The following is a 17,419-nucleotide window of genomic DNA, read 5'->3' on the forward strand; positions in this document are numbered from 1 at the left end:
GGGCGGCGGGAAAACGGTCTCGCCACTCATGCCGCACCCCCGTATTCGGGCGGTGCCCCGGGGGCCGCCGAGTCGTGGGCGGTGGACAGGAGCTGGAGGCCGAGACGGAGCCGGCGGCGGGCCTCGTCCTCGGTGACGCCGAGGTCGGCCGCCGTCTGGCGGTAGTCGCGCCGCTGGAAGTAGGCCAGCTCCAGGGCGGCCCGCAGCGGGGCGGGCATGGCCTGGACGATGTAGTCGGCGCGGGCGGCGACGGACGCGTGCCGCACCCTGCGCTCCAGTTCCTCGGTCGCCTCGGCGGAGCCGGTGCCGGCCTCGGCCAGTGCGGCGGTCTCGGTGGCGCGCAGACGCTGCACGGCGAGACGGTGGGTCAACGCGGCGACCCAGGTGCGCAACGGGCCCTGCTTCGGGTCGTAGGCGTCGGGGTGTTCCCAGACGTGTGCGAAGACCTCGCGGGTGATGCCGTCGGCCGCCCGTTCGTCTCCGAGCACGCGATGGGCGAGACCGTGCACGAGCGAAGCGAACCGGTCATAGAGCTCGCCGAGGGCGGCCGCCTCACCGCGCGCGAGTCGTTGCTGCATCTTGCGGTCCCAGCGGGGCGGTGCGTCCCTCTTCGCCATGCGGCCCCCTCACCCGTGCGCGTGCCTCTGCCCGTGCGTGTGTCCAGCGTGCGTCCACCGTCACCTCGAATGTAGTCGGCACGTCCGACAACGCACGCCCCTTTGTTTCAATGTGCGCCCCCTGTCCGCGAGAGGGTGGTATGGGCGGCGCGTACCCGACAGAGAGGGATCGAACCGGACCGGATACGACTGGAACAAGCCTCTTTCTCTCTGCTTCTGTTTTTCCCTCGGTGTTTCGGGGCACGGCCGCTGGGCAGCCGCGCTGCAAGGAAGCGAAGGGACAGCTTCCGTTTTCCGCGAGCTAGAGCGAGCGAAGGGCGTGGTGGTGGCCTTCAAAGTGACCGGCTCGGAGCAGGGCGGATGGGTCGTGCTCCATGTGTCGGGCGAGCTGGACCTGGTGACGTCGCCGGTGCTGCGTCAGAAGGTGCACGACGAGGTGGCCGAGGGCCGCCACAGTCTCGTCCTGGACCTCTCCGAGGTGTACTTCTGCGACTCCAGCGGCGTCGGCGTCCTGATCGCCGCGCGGCGCCTCATCCGCTCGTGCCGGGGACGGCTGCGCCTGATACTCCCCGCGCGGGGAGCGGCGGAGGGCTCGCACGTCAACCGGGTGCTGGGCGCGCTCGGCGTCCGCCGTCTCTTCGACGTCTACGGGGACCTCGAGGCCGCCGTGGACGACGGGACGGAACCGCTCTCGGCGTAGGTCCGCGCGGGGCCGACGGGAGCCTGCCCCGCTACACCCTCGTCCCGGAATTTCCCCGGTCTTGGTACAGGCGTCGCTTTCCCGCCGCCCGGGAGTCGCCGGCGTCGTACGCTCCCTGCCGGAACCACTCCCAGCAGCAGCATCTCCACGCGATGACGTAAGGCGGTCCGAGAAGACATGGTCAGCAGCGAGTACGAACGCAGGATCGCCGCCCGGTTCGCCACCTTCGACCAGGACGGCAACGGCTACATCGACCGGTCGGACTTCGGCGCGGCGGCCAAGGCGCTCCTCGCCGAGTTCGGCACCGCGGCCCGGTCGGACAAGGGGCAGGCGCTCTACGCGGGCGCCGAGGCGTTCTGGCAGGGCATGGCCGGCATCGCCGACCGCGACGGCGACCAGCGCATCACCCGGGACGAGTTCGTGAACGGCGCGGTCAAGCGCCTGCGCGACAACCCGGAGCGGTTCGCCGAGATCGCCCGCCCCTTCCTGCACGCGGCCCTGGACATCGCCGACGCGGACGGCGACGGCCGGGCCACGGTCGCGGACACCGTACGGGTGCTCAGGGCGCTGGGAGCGCCTGAGGAGGTCGCCCGGGGCGCCGCCGCCGTCCTCGACGCCGACGCGGACGGCAAGGTCGGCGAGGCGGAGATCGTCCCCGCCTTCGCCCACTACTTCACGGTCTCCGAATAGCGCACGGCCGCCCGGTACTCGGCCGCCGCGCGCGGCCGGGCCGCGCTCACCGGGCGTAGCGCTCGCGCAGCTTGTACTTCAGGACCTTCCGCAGCGTCTCGTTGCGCGGCAGGGCGTCCACCACCTCCAGCCGCTCGGGCAGCTTGTGGACCGACAGCCCGCCCGCGCGCAGATACGCGGTCATCGCCGCGAGCGTCGGCGGCTCGCCGGCCCCCGGCGCCCGTTCCACCACCGCGCACACCAGCTCCCCGCGCTCGGCGTCGGGCAGGCCGATCACCGCCACGTCCCCGACGGCCGGATGGGCGGCGAGCAGGTCCTCGATCTCCTTGGCCGACACGTTCTCCCCCTTGCGGATGATGACGTCCTTCAGCCGCCCGGTGAGCACCAGATGGCCGCTGTCGGTCACCCGCCCCAGGTCGCCGGTGCGCAGGAAGCCCTCCTCGTCGAACGCCTCGGCCGTCCGGGCGGGATCCAGGTAGCCCTGGCACACGGCCTCGCCGCGCAGCCGCACCTCGCCGTCCACGACGCGTATCCGCATGCCCTGCGGTGGCCGGCCCTCCGTCGTCGCGAGGTTCTCCGCGGTGTCGTCCGGTGCCCCCATGGTGATCATCGGCACCTCGGTCATCCCGTACCCGTGCGTGAGCTGCACCCCCATCTCGCGCACCACGGCGTGGTAGACCTCGGGCGGCTTGGGCGCTCCGCCGCCCGCGAGCAGCCGCAGCGAGGGGATCAGCGGCACGTCCGGCCGCTTGCGCTGCTCGGCGAGGAACATCGAGTAGAACGCCGTCGACCCGCCCGCGACCGTGACCCCGTGCCGCCGGTACCCGTCCAGCGCGTCCGGCAGCGCGAAGTGCTCGAACATCACCGCGGGGAAGCCGTAGAGCAGCAGCATGACGGTGTAGTCGGGGCCGGCGATGTGGGCGTACGGGAACGCCATCGAGCCGACGTCGTCCGCGGTGAGGCGCAGCGCGTGGGCGAGGCAGGAGCCGCCCGCGATCAGTGAACGGTCGGTGTGGAGCACGCCCTTGGGGTCGGAGGTGGTGCCCGAGGTCCAGTAGATCCAGCGCACCGAGGTGCCCTCGGCGGGCGGCGGCGGGAGGACGGCCGGGTCTCCGTCGGGCAGCTCGTCGTACGCCTCGAAGACCCCCTTCGCGCCCAGTCGCCCGGCCATCTCGGCGTGGTCGAAGCCGCGCCAGACGCCCGGCACCGCGAAGAACTCCGCCTTGGACTCGCGCAGCGCGAAGCCGACCTCGCGGTCGCGGTAGAAGGGGATGACGGGCGACTGCACGGCCCCGAGGCGGGCCAGCGCGAAGGACAGGACGGCCGTCTCCAGGCGGGTGGGCAGCTGCCAGGCGACGACCGTGCCGGGGCGCACGCCCATGTCGTGCAGCCCGGCCGCGACCCGCTCGGCGCTCTCGCGCAGCTCGCCGAAGGTCAGGGCCCGGTCGTCCTGGAGGAGGACCCGGCGGCCGGGGGTGAGGTCGGCGCGGGCGGCGAGCAGGTCCCAGAGGGTCCGGGACGCGCTCAGCTCGTGGGCGGTGGCGGTGTCGTTCACGTCGGCCCCCTGACGTAACTGACGGTCTGTCAGATCTGGGCAGAGCGTAGGGCCGCTCGCCTTGTCGGTCCAGGGGGCGGGGGCTAGCCTGCTGGGGGGAGCAGATCTGACGGACCATCAGATGGGCCGTCGGTTCGCTCGGACAGCCGGAACACGTCCATCGGACAACTGGCGTTCCGCCAGGCGGAGGGGAAGCCATGAGCACCGAACTGCCGCGCATCGTCAGCGTCGACGACCATGTGATCGAGCCCGCGCACCTCTTCGCGACCTGGCTCCCGCGGAAGTACCGGGAACGCGGGCCGCAGCCCCTCACCGCCGGGATCGGCGAACTCGCCTACGTCGCCGGGAAGTACCGGATCACGATGGACCCGGACGGCCAGCCCACCGACTGGTGGATCTACGAGGACCTGAAGTTCCCGTACAAGCGCAACATCGCGGCCGTCGGCTTCGACCGGGACGAGATGACCCTGGAGGGCATCACCCGGGAGGAGATGCGGCGCGGCTGCTGGGACCCGAAGGCGCGGCTGGCGGACATGGACCTCAACCACGTCGAGGCGTCCCTCTGCTTCCCCTCCTTCCCCCGCTTCTGCGGACAGACCTTCGCCGAGGCGCACGACAAGGAGGTCGCGCTGGCCTGTGTGCGCGCCTACAACGACTGGATGGTCGAGGAGTGGTGCGGGGACAGCGGCGGGCGGCTCGTCCCGCTCTGCCTGATCCCCCTGTGGGACATCGGCCTGGCGGTCGCCGAGATCCGGCGCAACGCGGCCCGCGGGGTGCGCGCGGTGACCTTCTCCGAGATCCCCAGCCACCTCGGGCTGCCGTCCATCCACTCGGGGTACTGGGACCCGTTCTTCGCGGTGTGCGAGGAGACCGGAACGGTCGTCAACATGCACATCGGTTCGTCCTCGCAGATGCCGGCCGCCTCACCGGACGCGCCGCCGGCCGTCCAGGCGTCCCTCTCGTTCAACAACGCCATGGCCTCGATGATGGACTACCTCTTCAGCGGGGTGCTGGTGCGGTTCCCGCGCCTCAGGCTCGCCTACTCCGAAGGCCAGATGGGCTGGATCCCGTACGCCCTGGAGCGCGCCGACGACGTGTGGGAGGAACACCGCGCGTGGGGCGGCGTCAGGGACCTCGTCCCCGAGCCGCCGTCCACGTACTACTACCGGCAGATCTTCTGCTGCTTCTTCCGCGACAAGCACGGGGTCGCGTCCCTGGACGCGGTGGGGCGCGACAACGCGACCTTCGAGACCGACTACCCGCACGTCGACTCGACCTTCCCGCACACCAAGGAGGTCGCCCTCGACCACGTGAAGGGCCTCGACGACGAGACGGTCTACAAGCTCATGCGGGGCAACGCGATCCGCATGCTGGACCTGGACCTCGACAAGTAGCCGGGCCGGAGAGCGGGGGAGCAGGGCAGGAGGGGATCAGGACCATGGACCTCGCCGACAGTCCCGAGGACGCGGAGTTCCGGGCCCGGCTGCGCGAGTGGCTGGGCAGGGTGCTGCCCACGCTCCCGCCGAAGCCCTCCCCGGACGACTGGCCCGGCCGCCGCGCCTACGACCTCGGCTGGCAGCGGACGCTGTACGACGCCGGGTACGCCGACGTGCACTGGCAGGCCCCGCCCGGCCTCCGCCTGATCTTCCTGGAGGAGACGGAACGGGCGGGCGCGCCCTACGTGGGGGCCGGCTTCGTCGGACTGCTGCACGCCGGGCCGACGATCGCCGCCGAGGGAACGGCCGAACAGCGGGCCCGCTGGCTGCCGCCCGTCCTGCGCGGCGAGGAGGTGTGGTGCCAGGGCTTCAGCGAACCCGACGCCGGGTCGGACCTCGCGGCGCTGCGCACGCGCGCGTGGCGCGACGGCGACGACTACGTGGTGAGCGGGTCCAAGATCTGGACCTCGCACGCGGAGGTCGCCGACTGGTGCGAACTGCTGGTCCGCACGGATCCGGAGGCGCCGAAGCACCGGGGCATCACCTGGCTGGCCCTGCCCATGGACGCCCCGGGGATCACCGTGCGGCCGCTGCGCACCCTCGCCGGATCCACCGAGTTCGCCGAGGTGTTCCTCGACGAGGTGCGGGTGCCGGTCGCTCACCGGGTGGGCGAGGAGAACGACGGCTGGCGGGTGACGATGGTGACGCTGTCGTTCGAGCGCGGCACCGCCTTCGTGGGCGAGGTCGTCGCCTGCCGGCGCGTGCTGGGCGAACTCGCGGCGGAGGCACGCAGGAACGGACGCTGGGACGATCCCGTCCTGCGGCGGCGGCTGGGCGCCCTCAACGCCGAGTTCCGGGCGCTCTGGCGGCTGACGCAGTGGAACGTGAGCGCGGCGGAGGCCGAGGGCGGTCCGCCGGGCGTCGGGGGTTCGGTTTTCAAACTGAGGTACTCGCAGGCCCGCCAGGACCTGTACGACACGGCCGCCGACGTCCTGGGCGACGCGTCCCTCGACGCCGACCGGCCCTGGGTCCACGACCGGCTCTCCTCCCTCTCGTACACCATCGCGGCCGGGACCTCGCAGATCCAGCGGAACATCGTGGCCGAACGGATCCTGGGCCTGCCGAAGGGACGGTGAGATCACCGCCATGCGTTTTCGACTGACGGAGGACCAGCGGGCGCTGCGGGACGGGGTGCGGGGGCTGCTGGCGCGCCGTTTCGACCGGGCGGCGCTGCGGGCCGCCGTGGACCGGCCGGGGCGGCTGGACCGGGCGCTGTGGCGGGAGCTGGGGGCGGCCGGGTTCTTCGCGCTGCGGCTGCCCGAGGCGGACGGCGGGGTCGGAGTCGGGCTGCCCGAGACCGTGTTGGCGTTCGAGGAGGCCGGCCGGGCCCTGCTGCCGGGCCCGCTCGTGGCCACCCACCTCGCGGCGGGCCGCGTGCCCGGCGCGGCCGAAGGGACGACGGTCGTGGCGGCCGTGGACGCCGGCGGCCTGGTGGAGTGGCTGACGGAGGCGGACGCCGTGTGCGGGGAGGCCGACGCGGCGGTGCCGCTGCGGTCGGTGGATCCGCTGACGCCGCTGCACCGCGTTCCGGGCGGCTCGGCGGCCGTCGATCCCGTCGCCGTGCTCCTCACCGCGGCCGAGCAGCTCGGCACGGCCACGCGCGCGTGCGAGCTCGCGGTGCAACACGCCCGGGCGCGTGAGCAGTTCGGGCGGCCGATCGGCGCCTTCCAGGCGGTCAAGCATCTGTGCGCGGACCTGCTGGTGCGGGTCGAGGTGGCCCGCGCGGCGGTCTACGCGGCCGCCGTCACCGCCGACCCGGCCGACATCGCGGCCGCCCGGCTGCTCGCCGACGAGGCCGCCGTACGCGGCGCGCGCGACTGCCTCCAGGTGCACGGCGGCATGGGCTTCACCTGGGAGGCGGACGTACATCTGCTGCTCAAGCGGGCCTGGCTGCGGACCCGGCGTGCGGGCGGCGGCACGCAGAGTGAGGAGCTGCTCGCGGCCGACCTGCTGTCCGAGACGGCCGCCGACGGCGTCCGCCTGCGGTGACGGAAGGGGCGGCGGGCGGACGGCCGTACGGGTGTCGCGGATTGTGGCATACCGGAATCACGGAGCGTTGATACCGGGTTGTGTCCGATGCGTGACCCGTCACGGCCCGGAGTCGGCGGGCCTCTCCGGTACCTTCTGTGGGATGCGAGTGGTTCCGAGCATGAGCCATGCCGGCGGTGCCCCTGGGGCGGTGCCGGATCCGGCGGTGCGCGCCGCCGCTCGCAGGGCGGACGGGCTTCTGGAGCCCGCCTGTTCGACTTCCCGCAACGAGCGTCGCACAGTATCCCGCACGGGTACTCCTTCGCGCTGGAATATGCCCGAAGCGCTTGTTGAGGTGACTGTATGTCAACCAAGCTGTCTCGTAAGGGATTCACGTTCCGTCACCCTGCCTCTGGCCGTTGTTCTGGCCATGCAGAAAATGGCTACGATCGTGGCCCCCGTCGTCATGGTGCACACGCGGCTCGCGTGGCTCGCGTGGCGCACGGCCATGTGTCCGCCGGTTCGGATGGTGTGAGCGGTGCAGGTGCTTCAAGTGCAGCTGGAGATCCGGCCCGACCCCGCTGAGGTGGGGCGCGCCCGCAGGTGGGCCCGTTCGCGCCTCGCCGGGTCCGGGATAGGGGACGAGGAGCCGCTCGCCGAGACGCTGATCCTGCTCGTCTCCGAACTGGTCACCAACGCCGTGGTGCACACCGGCTGTCCGGCCGTGCTGCGGCTCTCCCTGCCGCGCGGGACGGCCGAGCCGTCCACCGTCCGCCTGGAGGTGGCCGACACCAGCGACCGTGCGCCCGTGCCCCGGTGCGCCGGCGACGAGGCGACCGGCGGGCGCGGCCTGGCCCTCGTCGACGGCCTCGCGGACCGCTGGGGCTGGAGCGTCGAGGGTGCGGGCAAGCGGATCTGGTGCGAGCTGGACCGCTGCGCCGAACCCGGCGCGGCCGAGGCGGACGACGGGGGCGCGGAGCAGCGCCGCGGCGTGGAGGAATGCCGGGGCGTGGAGGAATGCCGGGGTGCGGTCCCGGTGGGGCCTGAACCGGCCTACGGAGGCTTCGCGTACGAGGCCGTCTGAGCGGCGGCCGGGTGGCCGGACGGCCGGACGGCCCGGCTGCCGGGCGGCGGGTGACCGACGGCGCGATCCGCGCGGTGACCGGGCGGTGCTTCGGCCGACGGACCGCTCGACGGTTCGGGCGATCGGTCCCGCGAGGCGGCGCGCGAGGCGGGTGAGGTGGCCCGCGAGGCGGCGGCGGGCGAGGGCGCACGGCCGGGAGTGTCTCGCGGCTCGTGGTGCGGGGGCGCAGAAAGCGCTGTCGCCCACGGTCCCGCCCGGCATCGGTGCGCCCGGCTGTGCTTCCGTGCGCGCCCACCGCAAAGGGGTATGTAAGTAATAAATCTCCGTTCAGGTGTTGACGCGACGTGTCCGTTTGATCACGCTTGTGGTCAGCGATTCGCCGTGAGGGGACGACGAGGGCTTCGGTGACGGGGGCTCTCGGCGAGTGCGGGTCGCGATTCGGCGCCGGCTCCCTCAGGGCCGAGGGGAGTCGGTGGGGGTCCCTCCCGCTCGGGCGAAGCCGGGAGTGGGGGAGGGCGCGCCGGAGTCGGATGGCGGTGCGCGGTGCCGTGCTCGGGGCGGGCAGCCGCGCGCCGCCAGCCGACGTGAGGGGTGTCTGGTGTCCTGGCCTACAGCACCGCCACCGGGGCCACCGGGGTTCCCGTGCCGCCGACGAACGGCTCGGGCATCGCCGACAGCAGGAACGTGTAGCGGCCCGTTTGTCCACAGGCTGTGGACAACTCTTCGAGATTCCAGTTCTGGCCCTGGAGCATCCCCATCTCCACCAGGTCGAGCGCGTGCACCGGCAGCCACAGGTCGTCGATCTCGGGCGGGAAGATCTCGAACGTCAGGGTGTCGTTGGCGACCGCGGCCACATCGCGCGCGTGGAACCACTCCGGGGTGCGGACCGAGAGGCCGGGGGACGGATAGCCGTACCCCTGCTTGTCGCCCGCCAGGTAGAGCCGCACCTGCCCGGTCCGTACGAGCACGATGTCGCCGGCGCGCACGCGGGTGCCCGCCAACTCCTCGGCCGCGTCCAGGTCCTCCGGCGTGACCGCGTGTCCGCCGTCCAGCCGGTCGACGCCACGCGCGCGTGCCACGTCCAGCAGCACCCCGCGCGAGACGACGTGCCGCGCCTTGTCGATGCCGCTGAACTCGGCGCCGCCGTGCGGGGTGACGGTGCCGGCGGGCCGGCCGTTGTAGAGCTTCCCCGAGTGCGAGACATGGGTCAGCGCGTCCCAGTGGGTGCCCGCCTGGAGTCCCATGGTCACGGTGTCGTCGCTGCACGCCACCGTGCCCGGGCCGAAGATCTCCTGGTTGATCTGCACCATGGCGTGCAGGGGGTTGACCCGTCCCGGGATCAGACCGGTCTGCACGCCGTCCTCCCGCAGGGGCAGCGCGAGCGGGACGCGGCGGCCGGTGCGGACCTCGGCGACGGCCGCGCGGACGACCTCGTCGGTGATGAGGTTCAGGGTGCCGATCTCGTCGTCGGCCCCCCAGCGCCCCCAGTTGTTGACGCGCTTCGCGATCTCGTGGAACTCGACCGGCAGTGTCATTCCGTGCCTCCCCGGGGCTTGTCCCCGACCGACGGACGGGTCAATCTAGACCTCGCAGCCAAATCTAACGGTCCGTCAGAAACAGCGGGAGGGGGCCGGACGTGGGGAACTTCCTGACCGGCAAGGTCGTCGCCGTCACCGGGGCGGGACGTGGCATCGGGCGGGCGGTCGCGCTCGCGGCGGCGGCCGAGGGCGCGCGGGTCGTCGTCAACGACTACGGGGTCTCGGTGGACGGCGCCTCCCCCGCCGGCGAGATCGCCGAGTCCGTCGTCAAGGAGATCGAGGCGGCGGGCGGGGAGGCGGTCGCCGTCACCGACGACATCGCGACGATGGCCGGCGGGCAGCGGGTCGTCGACACCGCGCTCGCCTCGTTCGGGCGGCTCGACGGGGTCGTGTGCGTGGCCGGGATCCTGCGCGAGCGGATGCTGTTCAACATGTCCGAGGAGGAGTGGGACCCGGTCGTCGCCACCCATCTCAAGGGCACCTTCACGGTGTTCCGGGCCGCGTCGGCGGTGATGCGCGGGCAGCGCTCCGGCACGCTGATCGGCTTCACCAGCGGCAACCACCAGGGCTCGGTCTCGCAGGCCAACTACAGCGCCGCCAAGGGCGGGATCATCTCGCTGGTGCGGAGCGCGGCGCTGGGGCTGCACAAGTACGGGGTGACCGCCAACGCGGTGGCCCCCGTGGCCCGCACCCGGATGTCCGCGGGGGTGCCCATGGAGCTGGCGGAGATCGGCGAACCCGAGGACGTGGCCGCCTTCGTGGTGTACCTGCTGTCGGACCGTGCGCGCGACGCGGGCGTCACCGGGCAGGTCTACACCGTCGCGGGGCCGAAGATCGCGGTGTGGGCGCAGCCCGGTGAGCTGCGGTCGGCGTACGCCTCCGGCGGCTGGACGCCGCAGAGCATCGCGGAGTTGCTGCCGACGACGGTGGGGATCGATCCGATGCCGATGCTCGCTCGGTTGGAGGAGATGGCCCGGGCCGCGCGGGAGGGAAGCCGGCCCAACGCCTGAGCGCGCGTCCTGTGGTCTTCCGGGTGCGGGTCGTCTGCGGCCGTTCGCGCAGGCGCCCGTGCCGCTCGAACGGGGCAGTCCGCCCCCCGAGGTGAGGCGGTGCCGTGGATTTCGGATCGAGTCCCCTGGACGAGGAGTTCCGGGCCGAGGCACGCGCCTGGCTGGACGCGCACGCCCCGGACGCCTCCGACCGGCGTTCCTGGGAGCGCCGCCTCGGCGCCGCCGGGTGGATCGGGCTCGGGTGGCCCGAGGGCGGGTTCGGGAACCGGACCGCCGGTCTCACCCAGCAGGTCGTCTGGGCCGAGGAGTACGCGCGGTCCGGGGCCCCGCCCCGCTCCGGTCACATCGGGGAGAACCTGCTCGCGCCCACCCTCCTCGCCCATGGCACCGCGGAGCAGAAGGCCCGCTTCCTGCCGCCGATCGCCGCCGGCGCCGAGCTGTGGTGCCAGGGGTACAGCGAGCCGGGCGCGGGCTCCGACCTGGCCGGGGTCCGCACGAGAGCCGAACTCGCCCCCGACGGACGGTCGTACCGCGTCACCGGACAGAAGATCTGGACCTCGCTCGCCCATGAGGCCGACTGGTGCTTCGTGCTCGCCCGCAGCGACCCGGCGTCCCGGCGGCACCGCGGACTGACCTTTCTGCTCGTCCCCATGGACCAGCCGGGACGGATCGAGGTGCGGCCCATCCGCCAGCTGACCGGCACCAGCGACTTCAACGAGGTCTTCTTCGACGGGGCGCACGCGCGCGTGGAGCACGTCGTCGGCGCGGCGGGCGACGGCTGGCGGGTGGCGATGAGCCTCCTCGGCTTCGAACGCGGGGTGTCGACCCTCGCCCAGCAGATCGGCTTCGCCCGCGAGCTGGAGCGGGTCGTGCGCACAGCGGTGCGCACGGGTGCGGCCGACGACCCCGTCGTGCGCGAGAGGCTGGTGCGGCTGTGGGCCGAACTGCGCACCATGCGGTGGAACGCGCTGCGGACGCTGGGGGGCTCCGGCGGGCCGGGCGCGCCCAGCGTGGCGAAGCTGCTGTGGGCCGGCTGGCACCAGCGGCTGGGTGAGGTGGCGGTGCAGGTGCGGGGGGCGTCGGCGAGCGTGGGTCCCGCGGACTGGTCGCCGTCCTCGCCGTACGAACTCGACGAAGCGCAGCACCTGTTCCTGTTCTCCCGGGCCGACACCGTCTACGGCGGGTCGGACCAGATCCAGCGCACGATCATCGCCGAGCGGGTGCTCGGCCTGCCCAGGCAGCCCAAGGGATAGCGGACGGGACGGAGGGGACGCGATGCGAGGCGTGGTGTTCGACGGGAAGCGGGCCGAGGTCGTCGACGATCTGGCCGTCCGCAATCCGGGGCCGGGCGAGGTGCTCGTCGCGATCTCGGCTGCGGGGCTGTGCCACAGCGACCTCTCGGTCGTCGACGGGACGATTCCCTTTCCGGTGCCCGTCGTCCTCGGCCACGAGGGCGCGGGCGTCGTCGAGGCGGTCGGCGCGGGGGTCGGCCATGTCGAACCCGGGGACCATGTCGCGCTGTCCACGCTCGCCAACTGCGGCACGTGCGCGCAGTGCGACCGCGGTCGGCCGACGATGTGCCGGCAGGCCATCGGGCGCCCGCGCAAGCCGTTCACGCGCGCGGGGGACGCGGTGTACCAGTTCGCGTCGAACTCCGCCTTCGCCGAGCGCACGGTGGTGAAGGCCGTCCAGGCGGTCCGGATCCCGAAGGACATCCCGCTGACGTCCGCCGCGCTGATCGGGTGCGGGGTGCTGACCGGCGTCGGGGCCGTGCTCAACCGCGCGCGGGTCGGACACGGGGAGAGCGTCGTCGTCATCGGGACGGGCGGGATCGGGCTGAACGTGGTGCAGGGAGCGCGCGTCGCGGGCGCGTCGCGGATCGTGGCGGTGGACGCCAACCCGGCGAAGGAGGCCGTGGCCCGGCGGTTCGGCGCGACCGACTTCCTGACCTCGACGGACGCCGTGCGGGACGTGCTGCCCACGGGCGCGGACCACGTCTTCGAGTGCGTCGGCCGGGTCGAGCTGATCCGGCAGGCGGTCGACCTGCTGGACCGGCACGGCCAGGCGGTGCTCCTCGGCGTCCCGCCGGCCACCGCGGAGGCGTCCTTCCTGGTCTCGTCGATGTACCTGGACAAGTCGATCCTCGGCTGCCGGTACGGCTCCGCGCGCCCGCAGCGGGACATCGCGCTGTACGCCGACCTCTACCGGTCGGGGCGTCTGCTCCTCGACGAACTGGTGACGGACACCTACCCGGTGGAGGATTTCGCGAAGGCGGCCGCGGACGCGGAGGCGGGGCGGGTGGCGCGGGCGGTGCTGACGTTCTGACCCAAGGACGCGGGCCGCCGCGGCGGGCTGCCCGGAAAACCCGTGGGGCGACCCGGGCGCCGCCCCCCTACGGTCCTCGCATGACCTACCGCGACGTCGCCACCGGAGCCCTGCTGAAGGTGGTCGCCCCCTCGACGGCGGTCCTGGCCGGGGTCGGGGTGACCGTCCTGCTCACGGTGGTCGGCTGGTGGGGCGAGGCGCGCACCGCCGCACGGTCACCGCAGGGCGGCGTCGGCGGCGCCGCGGCCGCCGCTCTCGCCGCTCCCGGCGCGGAAGGTGCGCCGGTACGCGGTCGGCGTGACCCCGAGGGCCGCCTGTAGGTGCTGCCGCATCGACTGGGCGGTGCCGAACCCGGCGTCCCGGGCGATCCGGTCGACGGACCGGTCGCTGGACTCGAGCAGATGCCGGGCCCGCTCGACGCGTTGCTGGGTGAGCCACTGGCCGGGGCTGATGCCCACCTCCTCGCGGAAGCGGCGGGTGAACGTCCGTACCGACATGGCCTCCTGCTCGGCCATGTCGCGCAGCTGGATCGGCTCGTGGAGGCGGCCCAGCGCCCACGCGCGGGCGGTGGTCGTCGTCGACTGCTGCGGGTCGGGCACGGGGCGCTCGATGTACTGCGCCTGGCCGCCGTCGCGGTGCGGCGGCACGACCGTGCGGCGGGCCACCTCGTTGGCGACCGCGGCGCCGTGGTCCCGGCGCAGGAGATGGAGACAGAGGTCGATCCCGGCCGCCACACCGGCGGAGGTGAGGACGTCGCCGTCGTCGATGAACAGCACGTCCGCGTCGACCTGGATCTGCGGGAAGAGCCGCTGGAAGTGCTCGGCGTGCATCCAGTGCGTGGTCGCCGGGCGGCCGTCCAGAAAGCCCGCGGCGGCGAGGACGTAGCCGCCGGTGCAGATCGACACGAGGCGGGTGCCGGGGCGCACCAGGGCGAGGGCGGCGGCCAGTTCGGGGGTGAGCACGCCCGCCTCGTAGACCGGGCCCAGCTCGTAGGAGGTGGGGACGACGACGGTGTCCGCGGTGGCCAGCGCCTCCGGACCGTTGCCCACCAGAACGGCGTAGTCGGCGTCCGTCTCGACGGGACCCGGCGGCCGCACGGAGCAGGTGACGACGTCGTACAGGCTGCGGCCCGCCGCGTCGCGCGCCTTGCCGAAGATGCGCTGCGGGATGCCCAGCTCGAAGGGCATCAGCCCGTCGAGGGCGAGGACGACCACACGATGGCGGGAGGATGCGTACGGTTCGGCCATGGCCCGATCCTAGCGAATGCTGTCCCTCGGGCCACTCGCCCGCCGGTTTCCGGTGCCGGAAGCTCTGTGACGTGACCCAGACAACCGAAACCCCGGCGTCCGCCGGCGAGCGGAAGCCCGGCTCCGACCGTGTCCCCGCCCGCCGCCGCGGCCGCGTCCATCGCGCGTGGTTCGTCGCCGCCGTCACCTTCGTCACGATCATCGGCGCGGCCGCCTTCCGTTCGCTGCCCGGTCTGCTGATCGACCCGCTGCACCAGGAGTTCGGCTGGTCGCGCGGCACGATCGGTGCCGCGGTCTCGGTCAACCTGGCGCTGTACGGCCTCACCGCCCCGTTCGCGGCGGCGCTGATGGACCGCTTCGGGATCCGCCGGGTGGTCGCGGTGGCCCTGACCGTGATCTCGGTCGGCTCGCTCCTGACGGTCTGGATGACGGCGGCCTGGCAACTGCTCCTCTACTGGGGCCTGCTGGTGGGCCTCGGCTCGGGCTCGATGGCGCTGGCCTTCGCCGCGACGGTCACCAACCGCTGGTTCACCGAGCGCCGGGGTCTGGTCAGCGGCATCCTGACCGCGGCCTCCGCCTCCGGCCAGCTGATCTTCCTGCCGCTCCTTTCCTGGCTGGTCACCCGGTACGACTGGCGCCCCGCGGCGGTGACGGTCGCGCTGGCCGCGCTGACCGTCGTCCCGTTCGTGTGGCTGCTGCTGCGGGACCACCCGGCGGACGTGGGTCAGAAGCCGTACGGCGCGACGGAGTTCGTCCCCAAGCCCGCCCCGGTGCAGGGCGCCGCCCGCCGCACCCTGCGGGTCCTCTTCTCGGCGGCCCGCACCGGCCCGTTCTGGCTGCTGGCCGGCACCTTCGCGATCTGCGGCGCGTCCACGAACGGCCTGGTCCAGACCCACTTCGTGCCCGCCGCCCACGACCACGGCATGCCGATCACGGCGGCGGCCTCGCTGCTCGCGGTCATCGGCGTCTTCGACGTGGTCGGCACGATCGCCTCCGGCTGGTTCACCGACCGCTTCGAGCCGCGTCGGCTGCTGGCGGTGTACTACGCGCTGCGCGGCGTCTCGCTGCTGTTCCTGCCGATGCTGCTGGCCCCTTCCGTGCACCCTCCGATGATCTTCTTCATCGTCTTCTACGGCCTCGACTGGGTCGCCACCGTGCCGCCCACCCTGGCCCTGTGCCGGGAGCAGTACGGAGAGGACAGCGCCATCGTCTTCGGCTGGGTGCTGGCCTCCCACCAGGTCGGCGCGGCCCTGGTGGCCTTCCTGGGCGGCATGGCGCGGGACGCGTTCGGCTCGTACGACCTGGTCTGGTACGCGTCGGGGGCGCTGTGCGCCGCGGCGGCGCTGATGGCGCTGGTGATCCGGCGGCGGACGGCGGTCCCCGCCCCGGTCGTCGCACCGGCGGCCGTCTGATCCGGTGACCGCCCGGACCGGCGACGGCCCGAGCCGGCCTCCGTCGAGCCGGCGCCGGGCCGGGCGGTGAGGCGGAGGTCGTTTTCGGGCTCCTTTACGTACCATATGGGCACATTCCGACACGGATGGCTGCGTGGTGCGGCTTCCGTGTCGTCGCTCTGCCCGTCCCCGCTGCCCGCCGCTCTCAGCTGCTCTCTCCGCCCATGGAGGCGATACGTGACTTCTCCGGCCCGTCGTGGCGTGCTGAAGTGCCTGCCGGTCGCCGCCGCGGCGGTCGTGACCGGCATGGCGGCGGGTACCCGAGCCGTGGCGCGCCAGGAGGCCGACCCCTCCCTCCCGCAGCCGGCGGCCGACCCCTCGTTCCCGCAGCCGGAGACCCGCAGGACCCCGCCGCGCACGGGGCGGCTGGAGACCAGCCTGACCGTCGGGTTCACCGAGCAGGTGCTGCCCGGGGTCGGCACGGTGACCACGCGCACCTACGAGGGGGCGATCCCGGGGCCGACGCTGCGGGTGCGCCCGGGGGACTCGCTCGAGATCACGCACGTCAACACGCTGCCGCCGAACGGCGAGGCGGCGCGGCACGACATGAACGTGCCACACCACTTCAACACCTTCAACCTGCACACCCACGGGATGCACGTGGATCCCACGGGCGAGGCCGACAACATCTACCGCACGTTCGAGCCGTCCGGCACGCCGGGGACCCCCGCCGTCTACCGCAGCAGCGTCGACGTCCCGGCGGATCATCCGGCCGGCACCTTCTGGTACCACCCCCACCACCACGGGTCCACGGCGACCCAGCTGCTGGGCGGCATGGGGGGCGTGCTCGTCGTCGAGGGCGACGTCGACGAGGTGCCCGAGATCGCCGCCGCCAAGGACGTCGTCGTCTGCATCAACGAGCTCAAGCTGTCCGGCGGACGGGTGCCGGACCTGACCTCGCACGGCGCCTACGAGGGCATCACCTCGACCTTCCTGGTCAACGGCGTGAAGAACCCCGTGCTGACCATCGCCCCGGGGGAGGTCCAGCGCTGGCGGGTCGTCAACGCCGGGGCGATCACCGCCCACTTCCTGAGCCTGCGCGACCACGAGCTGCACCAGATCGCCCTGGACGGCATCACCCTCATGGAGCCCGTCACCACCACCGGACTGACGCTGCCGATGGGCGGGCGGGCCGACCTGCTCGTCCGCGGGGGCGAGCCCGGTACCTACAAGCTGTCCGGCGGAGGCCCCTCACAGACCCTGCTGACGCTCGTCGTCACCGGCGAACCCCGCCGGATGGAGCTGCCGACCAGCCTGCCCGGCAGGCCCCCCGAGCTGCCCGAGCCCACCCGCACCCGGACCCTGACCTTCCGCAGCTACGAGAACGTCTTCCCGGGCGCCTTCCCGAACGCCTACCGCATCCTGGGCGACGGCGAGACCCCGCCCGCCGACCCGCAGGCCGGCCGCCGCGACCTCGCCTGGGGCCGCCTCGCGCCCGACTTCGTCAACCAGCGCGTCCGGCTGGACGAGGTCGAGGAGTGGACGGTCGTCAACGACTCCCACGCCCACAGCCACCACCCCTTCCACCTGCACACCAACCACTTCCTCCTGACGGCCGTCGACAACCGCCGCCTGGCCGTTCCGGTCTGGCACGACACCATCGGCGTCCCGCCGAACGGCTCGGTCACCTTCCGGCTGCGCGCCGAGGACTTCACCGGGCGCTCCATGCTGCACTGCCACCAGCTCCAGCACGGCGACGAAGGCATGATGCAGGTCGTCGAGTACGTGCGCTGAGCCG

Annotated in this window: 15 protein-coding genes; 11 read left to right on the forward strand and 4 right to left on the reverse strand. The window is 73.0% G+C overall.

What is annotated here, in order from left to right; translation table 11 throughout:
• Positions 1 to 26: 26 nt before the first annotated feature.
• Positions 27 to 617 (reverse strand): sigma-70 family RNA polymerase sigma factor, encoded by a 591-nt coding sequence (locus tag J2X68_RS06935; protein WP_310431552.1) that lies wholly within the window; start codon positions 615 to 617, stop codon positions 27 to 29.
• Positions 618 to 936: 319 nt separating this feature from the next.
• Between J2X68_RS06935 and J2X68_RS06940 the strand changes: the two genes are divergently transcribed.
• Together J2X68_RS06940 and J2X68_RS06945 are read left to right on the forward strand one after the other, a co-directional pair.
• The gene (locus J2X68_RS06940; RefSeq protein WP_310431553.1) at positions 937 to 1,317 is read left to right on the forward strand and encodes an STAS domain-containing protein; all 381 of its coding nucleotides are present in this window, start codon (positions 937 to 939) and stop codon (positions 1,315 to 1,317) included.
• Positions 1,318 to 1,494: 177 nt separating this feature from the next.
• The gene (locus tag J2X68_RS06945; RefSeq protein ID WP_310431554.1) at positions 1,495 to 2,007 is read left to right on the forward strand and encodes an EF-hand domain-containing protein; all 513 of its coding nucleotides are present in this window, start codon (positions 1,495 to 1,497) and stop codon (positions 2,005 to 2,007) included.
• A 46-nt stretch (positions 2,008 to 2,053) separates the two neighbouring features.
• Here the strand turns inward: J2X68_RS06945 and J2X68_RS06950 are convergent, their stop codons facing one another.
• On the reverse strand, positions 2,054 to 3,562 hold the full coding sequence (locus J2X68_RS06950) for an AMP-binding protein (protein WP_310431555.1): 1,509 nt from the start codon (positions 3,560 to 3,562) through the stop codon (positions 2,054 to 2,056).
• 197 nt (positions 3,563 to 3,759) lie between these two features.
• On the opposite strand from J2X68_RS06950, the gene J2X68_RS06955 reads away from it, so the two are divergent.
• The 4 genes from J2X68_RS06955 (at position 3,760) to J2X68_RS06970 (ending at position 8,110) form a co-directional block, all read left to right on the forward strand.
• Positions 3,760 to 4,956, forward strand: a complete 1,197-nt coding sequence (locus J2X68_RS06955; protein ID WP_310431556.1) for an amidohydrolase family protein — start codon at positions 3,760 to 3,762, stop codon at positions 4,954 to 4,956.
• Positions 4,957 to 5,000: 44 nt separating this feature from the next.
• Positions 5,001 to 6,134, forward strand: coding sequence for an acyl-CoA dehydrogenase family protein (locus J2X68_RS06960; protein ID WP_310431557.1), 1,134 nt, complete (start codon positions 5,001 to 5,003; stop codon positions 6,132 to 6,134).
• A 10-nt stretch (positions 6,135 to 6,144) separates the two neighbouring features.
• The gene (locus tag J2X68_RS06965; protein ID WP_310431558.1) at positions 6,145 to 7,047 is read left to right on the forward strand and encodes an acyl-CoA dehydrogenase family protein; all 903 of its coding nucleotides are present in this window, start codon (positions 6,145 to 6,147) and stop codon (positions 7,045 to 7,047) included.
• 532 nt (positions 7,048 to 7,579) lie between these two features.
• Positions 7,580 to 8,110: an ATP-binding protein gene (locus tag J2X68_RS06970; protein ID WP_310431755.1), complete on the forward strand. Its 531-nt coding sequence runs from the start codon at positions 7,580 to 7,582 to the stop codon at positions 8,108 to 8,110.
• A 608-nt stretch (positions 8,111 to 8,718) separates the two neighbouring features.
• On the opposite strand, the gene J2X68_RS06975 is transcribed toward J2X68_RS06970, so the two are convergent.
• Positions 8,719 to 9,645, reverse strand: a complete 927-nt coding sequence (locus J2X68_RS06975; protein ID WP_310431559.1) for a cyclase family protein — start codon at positions 9,643 to 9,645, stop codon at positions 8,719 to 8,721.
• 101 nt (positions 9,646 to 9,746) lie between these two features.
• On the opposite strand from J2X68_RS06975, the gene J2X68_RS06980 reads away from it, so the two are divergent.
• The 3 genes from J2X68_RS06980 (at position 9,747) to J2X68_RS06990 (ending at position 12,983) form a co-directional block, all read left to right on the forward strand.
• Positions 9,747 to 10,658: an SDR family NAD(P)-dependent oxidoreductase gene (locus J2X68_RS06980; protein ID WP_310431560.1), complete on the forward strand. Its 912-nt coding sequence runs from the start codon at positions 9,747 to 9,749 to the stop codon at positions 10,656 to 10,658.
• 104 nt (positions 10,659 to 10,762) lie between these two features.
• Positions 10,763 to 11,911 (forward strand): acyl-CoA dehydrogenase family protein, encoded by a 1,149-nt coding sequence (locus tag J2X68_RS06985; protein ID WP_310431561.1) that lies wholly within the window; start codon positions 10,763 to 10,765, stop codon positions 11,909 to 11,911.
• 22 nt (positions 11,912 to 11,933) lie between these two features.
• Positions 11,934 to 12,983, forward strand: coding sequence for a Zn-dependent alcohol dehydrogenase (locus J2X68_RS06990; protein ID WP_310431562.1), 1,050 nt, complete (start codon positions 11,934 to 11,936; stop codon positions 12,981 to 12,983).
• 215 nt (positions 12,984 to 13,198) lie between these two features.
• On the opposite strand, the gene J2X68_RS06995 is transcribed toward J2X68_RS06990, so the two are convergent.
• A complete protein-coding gene (locus J2X68_RS06995; protein WP_310431563.1) occupies positions 13,199 to 14,230 on the reverse strand; it encodes a helix-turn-helix domain-containing protein in 1,032 nt (343 codons plus the stop codon).
• A 71-nt stretch (positions 14,231 to 14,301) separates the two neighbouring features.
• Between J2X68_RS06995 and J2X68_RS07000 the strand changes: the two genes are divergently transcribed.
• Together J2X68_RS07000 and J2X68_RS07005 are read left to right on the forward strand one after the other, a co-directional pair.
• Positions 14,302 to 15,642, forward strand: coding sequence for an MFS transporter (locus J2X68_RS07000; protein WP_310431564.1), 1,341 nt, complete (start codon positions 14,302 to 14,304; stop codon positions 15,640 to 15,642).
• A gap of 216 nt (positions 15,643 to 15,858) precedes the next feature.
• Positions 15,859 to 17,415 carry a multicopper oxidase domain-containing protein gene (locus J2X68_RS07005; protein ID WP_310431565.1) on the forward strand — a complete coding sequence of 519 codons (1,557 nt, stop codon included), beginning with the start codon at positions 15,859 to 15,861 and terminating at the stop codon, positions 17,413 to 17,415.
• Positions 17,416 to 17,419: the final 4 nt, after the last annotated feature.

Source organism: Streptomyces sp. 3330 (assembly GCF_031456635.1).
Lineage (GTDB): Bacteria > Actinomycetota > Actinomycetes > Streptomycetales > Streptomycetaceae > Streptomyces.

Coding starts and splice junctions, on each gene's coding strand:
- J2X68_RS06975 (WP_310431559.1), bottom strand. CDS start 9,645: ATGACACTGCCGGTCGAGTTCCACGAGATCGCGAAGCGCGTCAACAAC.
- J2X68_RS06960 (WP_310431557.1), top strand. CDS start 5,001: ATGGACCTCGCCGACAGTCCCGAGGACGCGGAGTTCCGGGCCCGGCTG.
- J2X68_RS06945 (WP_310431554.1), top strand. CDS start 1,495: ATGGTCAGCAGCGAGTACGAACGCAGGATCGCCGCCCGGTTCGCCACC.
- J2X68_RS06955 (WP_310431556.1), top strand. CDS start 3,760: ATGAGCACCGAACTGCCGCGCATCGTCAGCGTCGACGACCATGTGATC.
- J2X68_RS06965 (WP_310431558.1), top strand. CDS start 6,145: ATGCGTTTTCGACTGACGGAGGACCAGCGGGCGCTGCGGGACGGGGTG.
- J2X68_RS06995 (WP_310431563.1), bottom strand. CDS start 14,230: ATGGCCGAACCGTACGCATCCTCCCGCCATCGTGTGGTCGTCCTCGCC.
- J2X68_RS06935 (WP_310431552.1), bottom strand. CDS start 617: ATGGCGAAGAGGGACGCACCGCCCCGCTGGGACCGCAAGATGCAGCAA.
- J2X68_RS06990 (WP_310431562.1), top strand. CDS start 11,934: ATGCGAGGCGTGGTGTTCGACGGGAAGCGGGCCGAGGTCGTCGACGAT.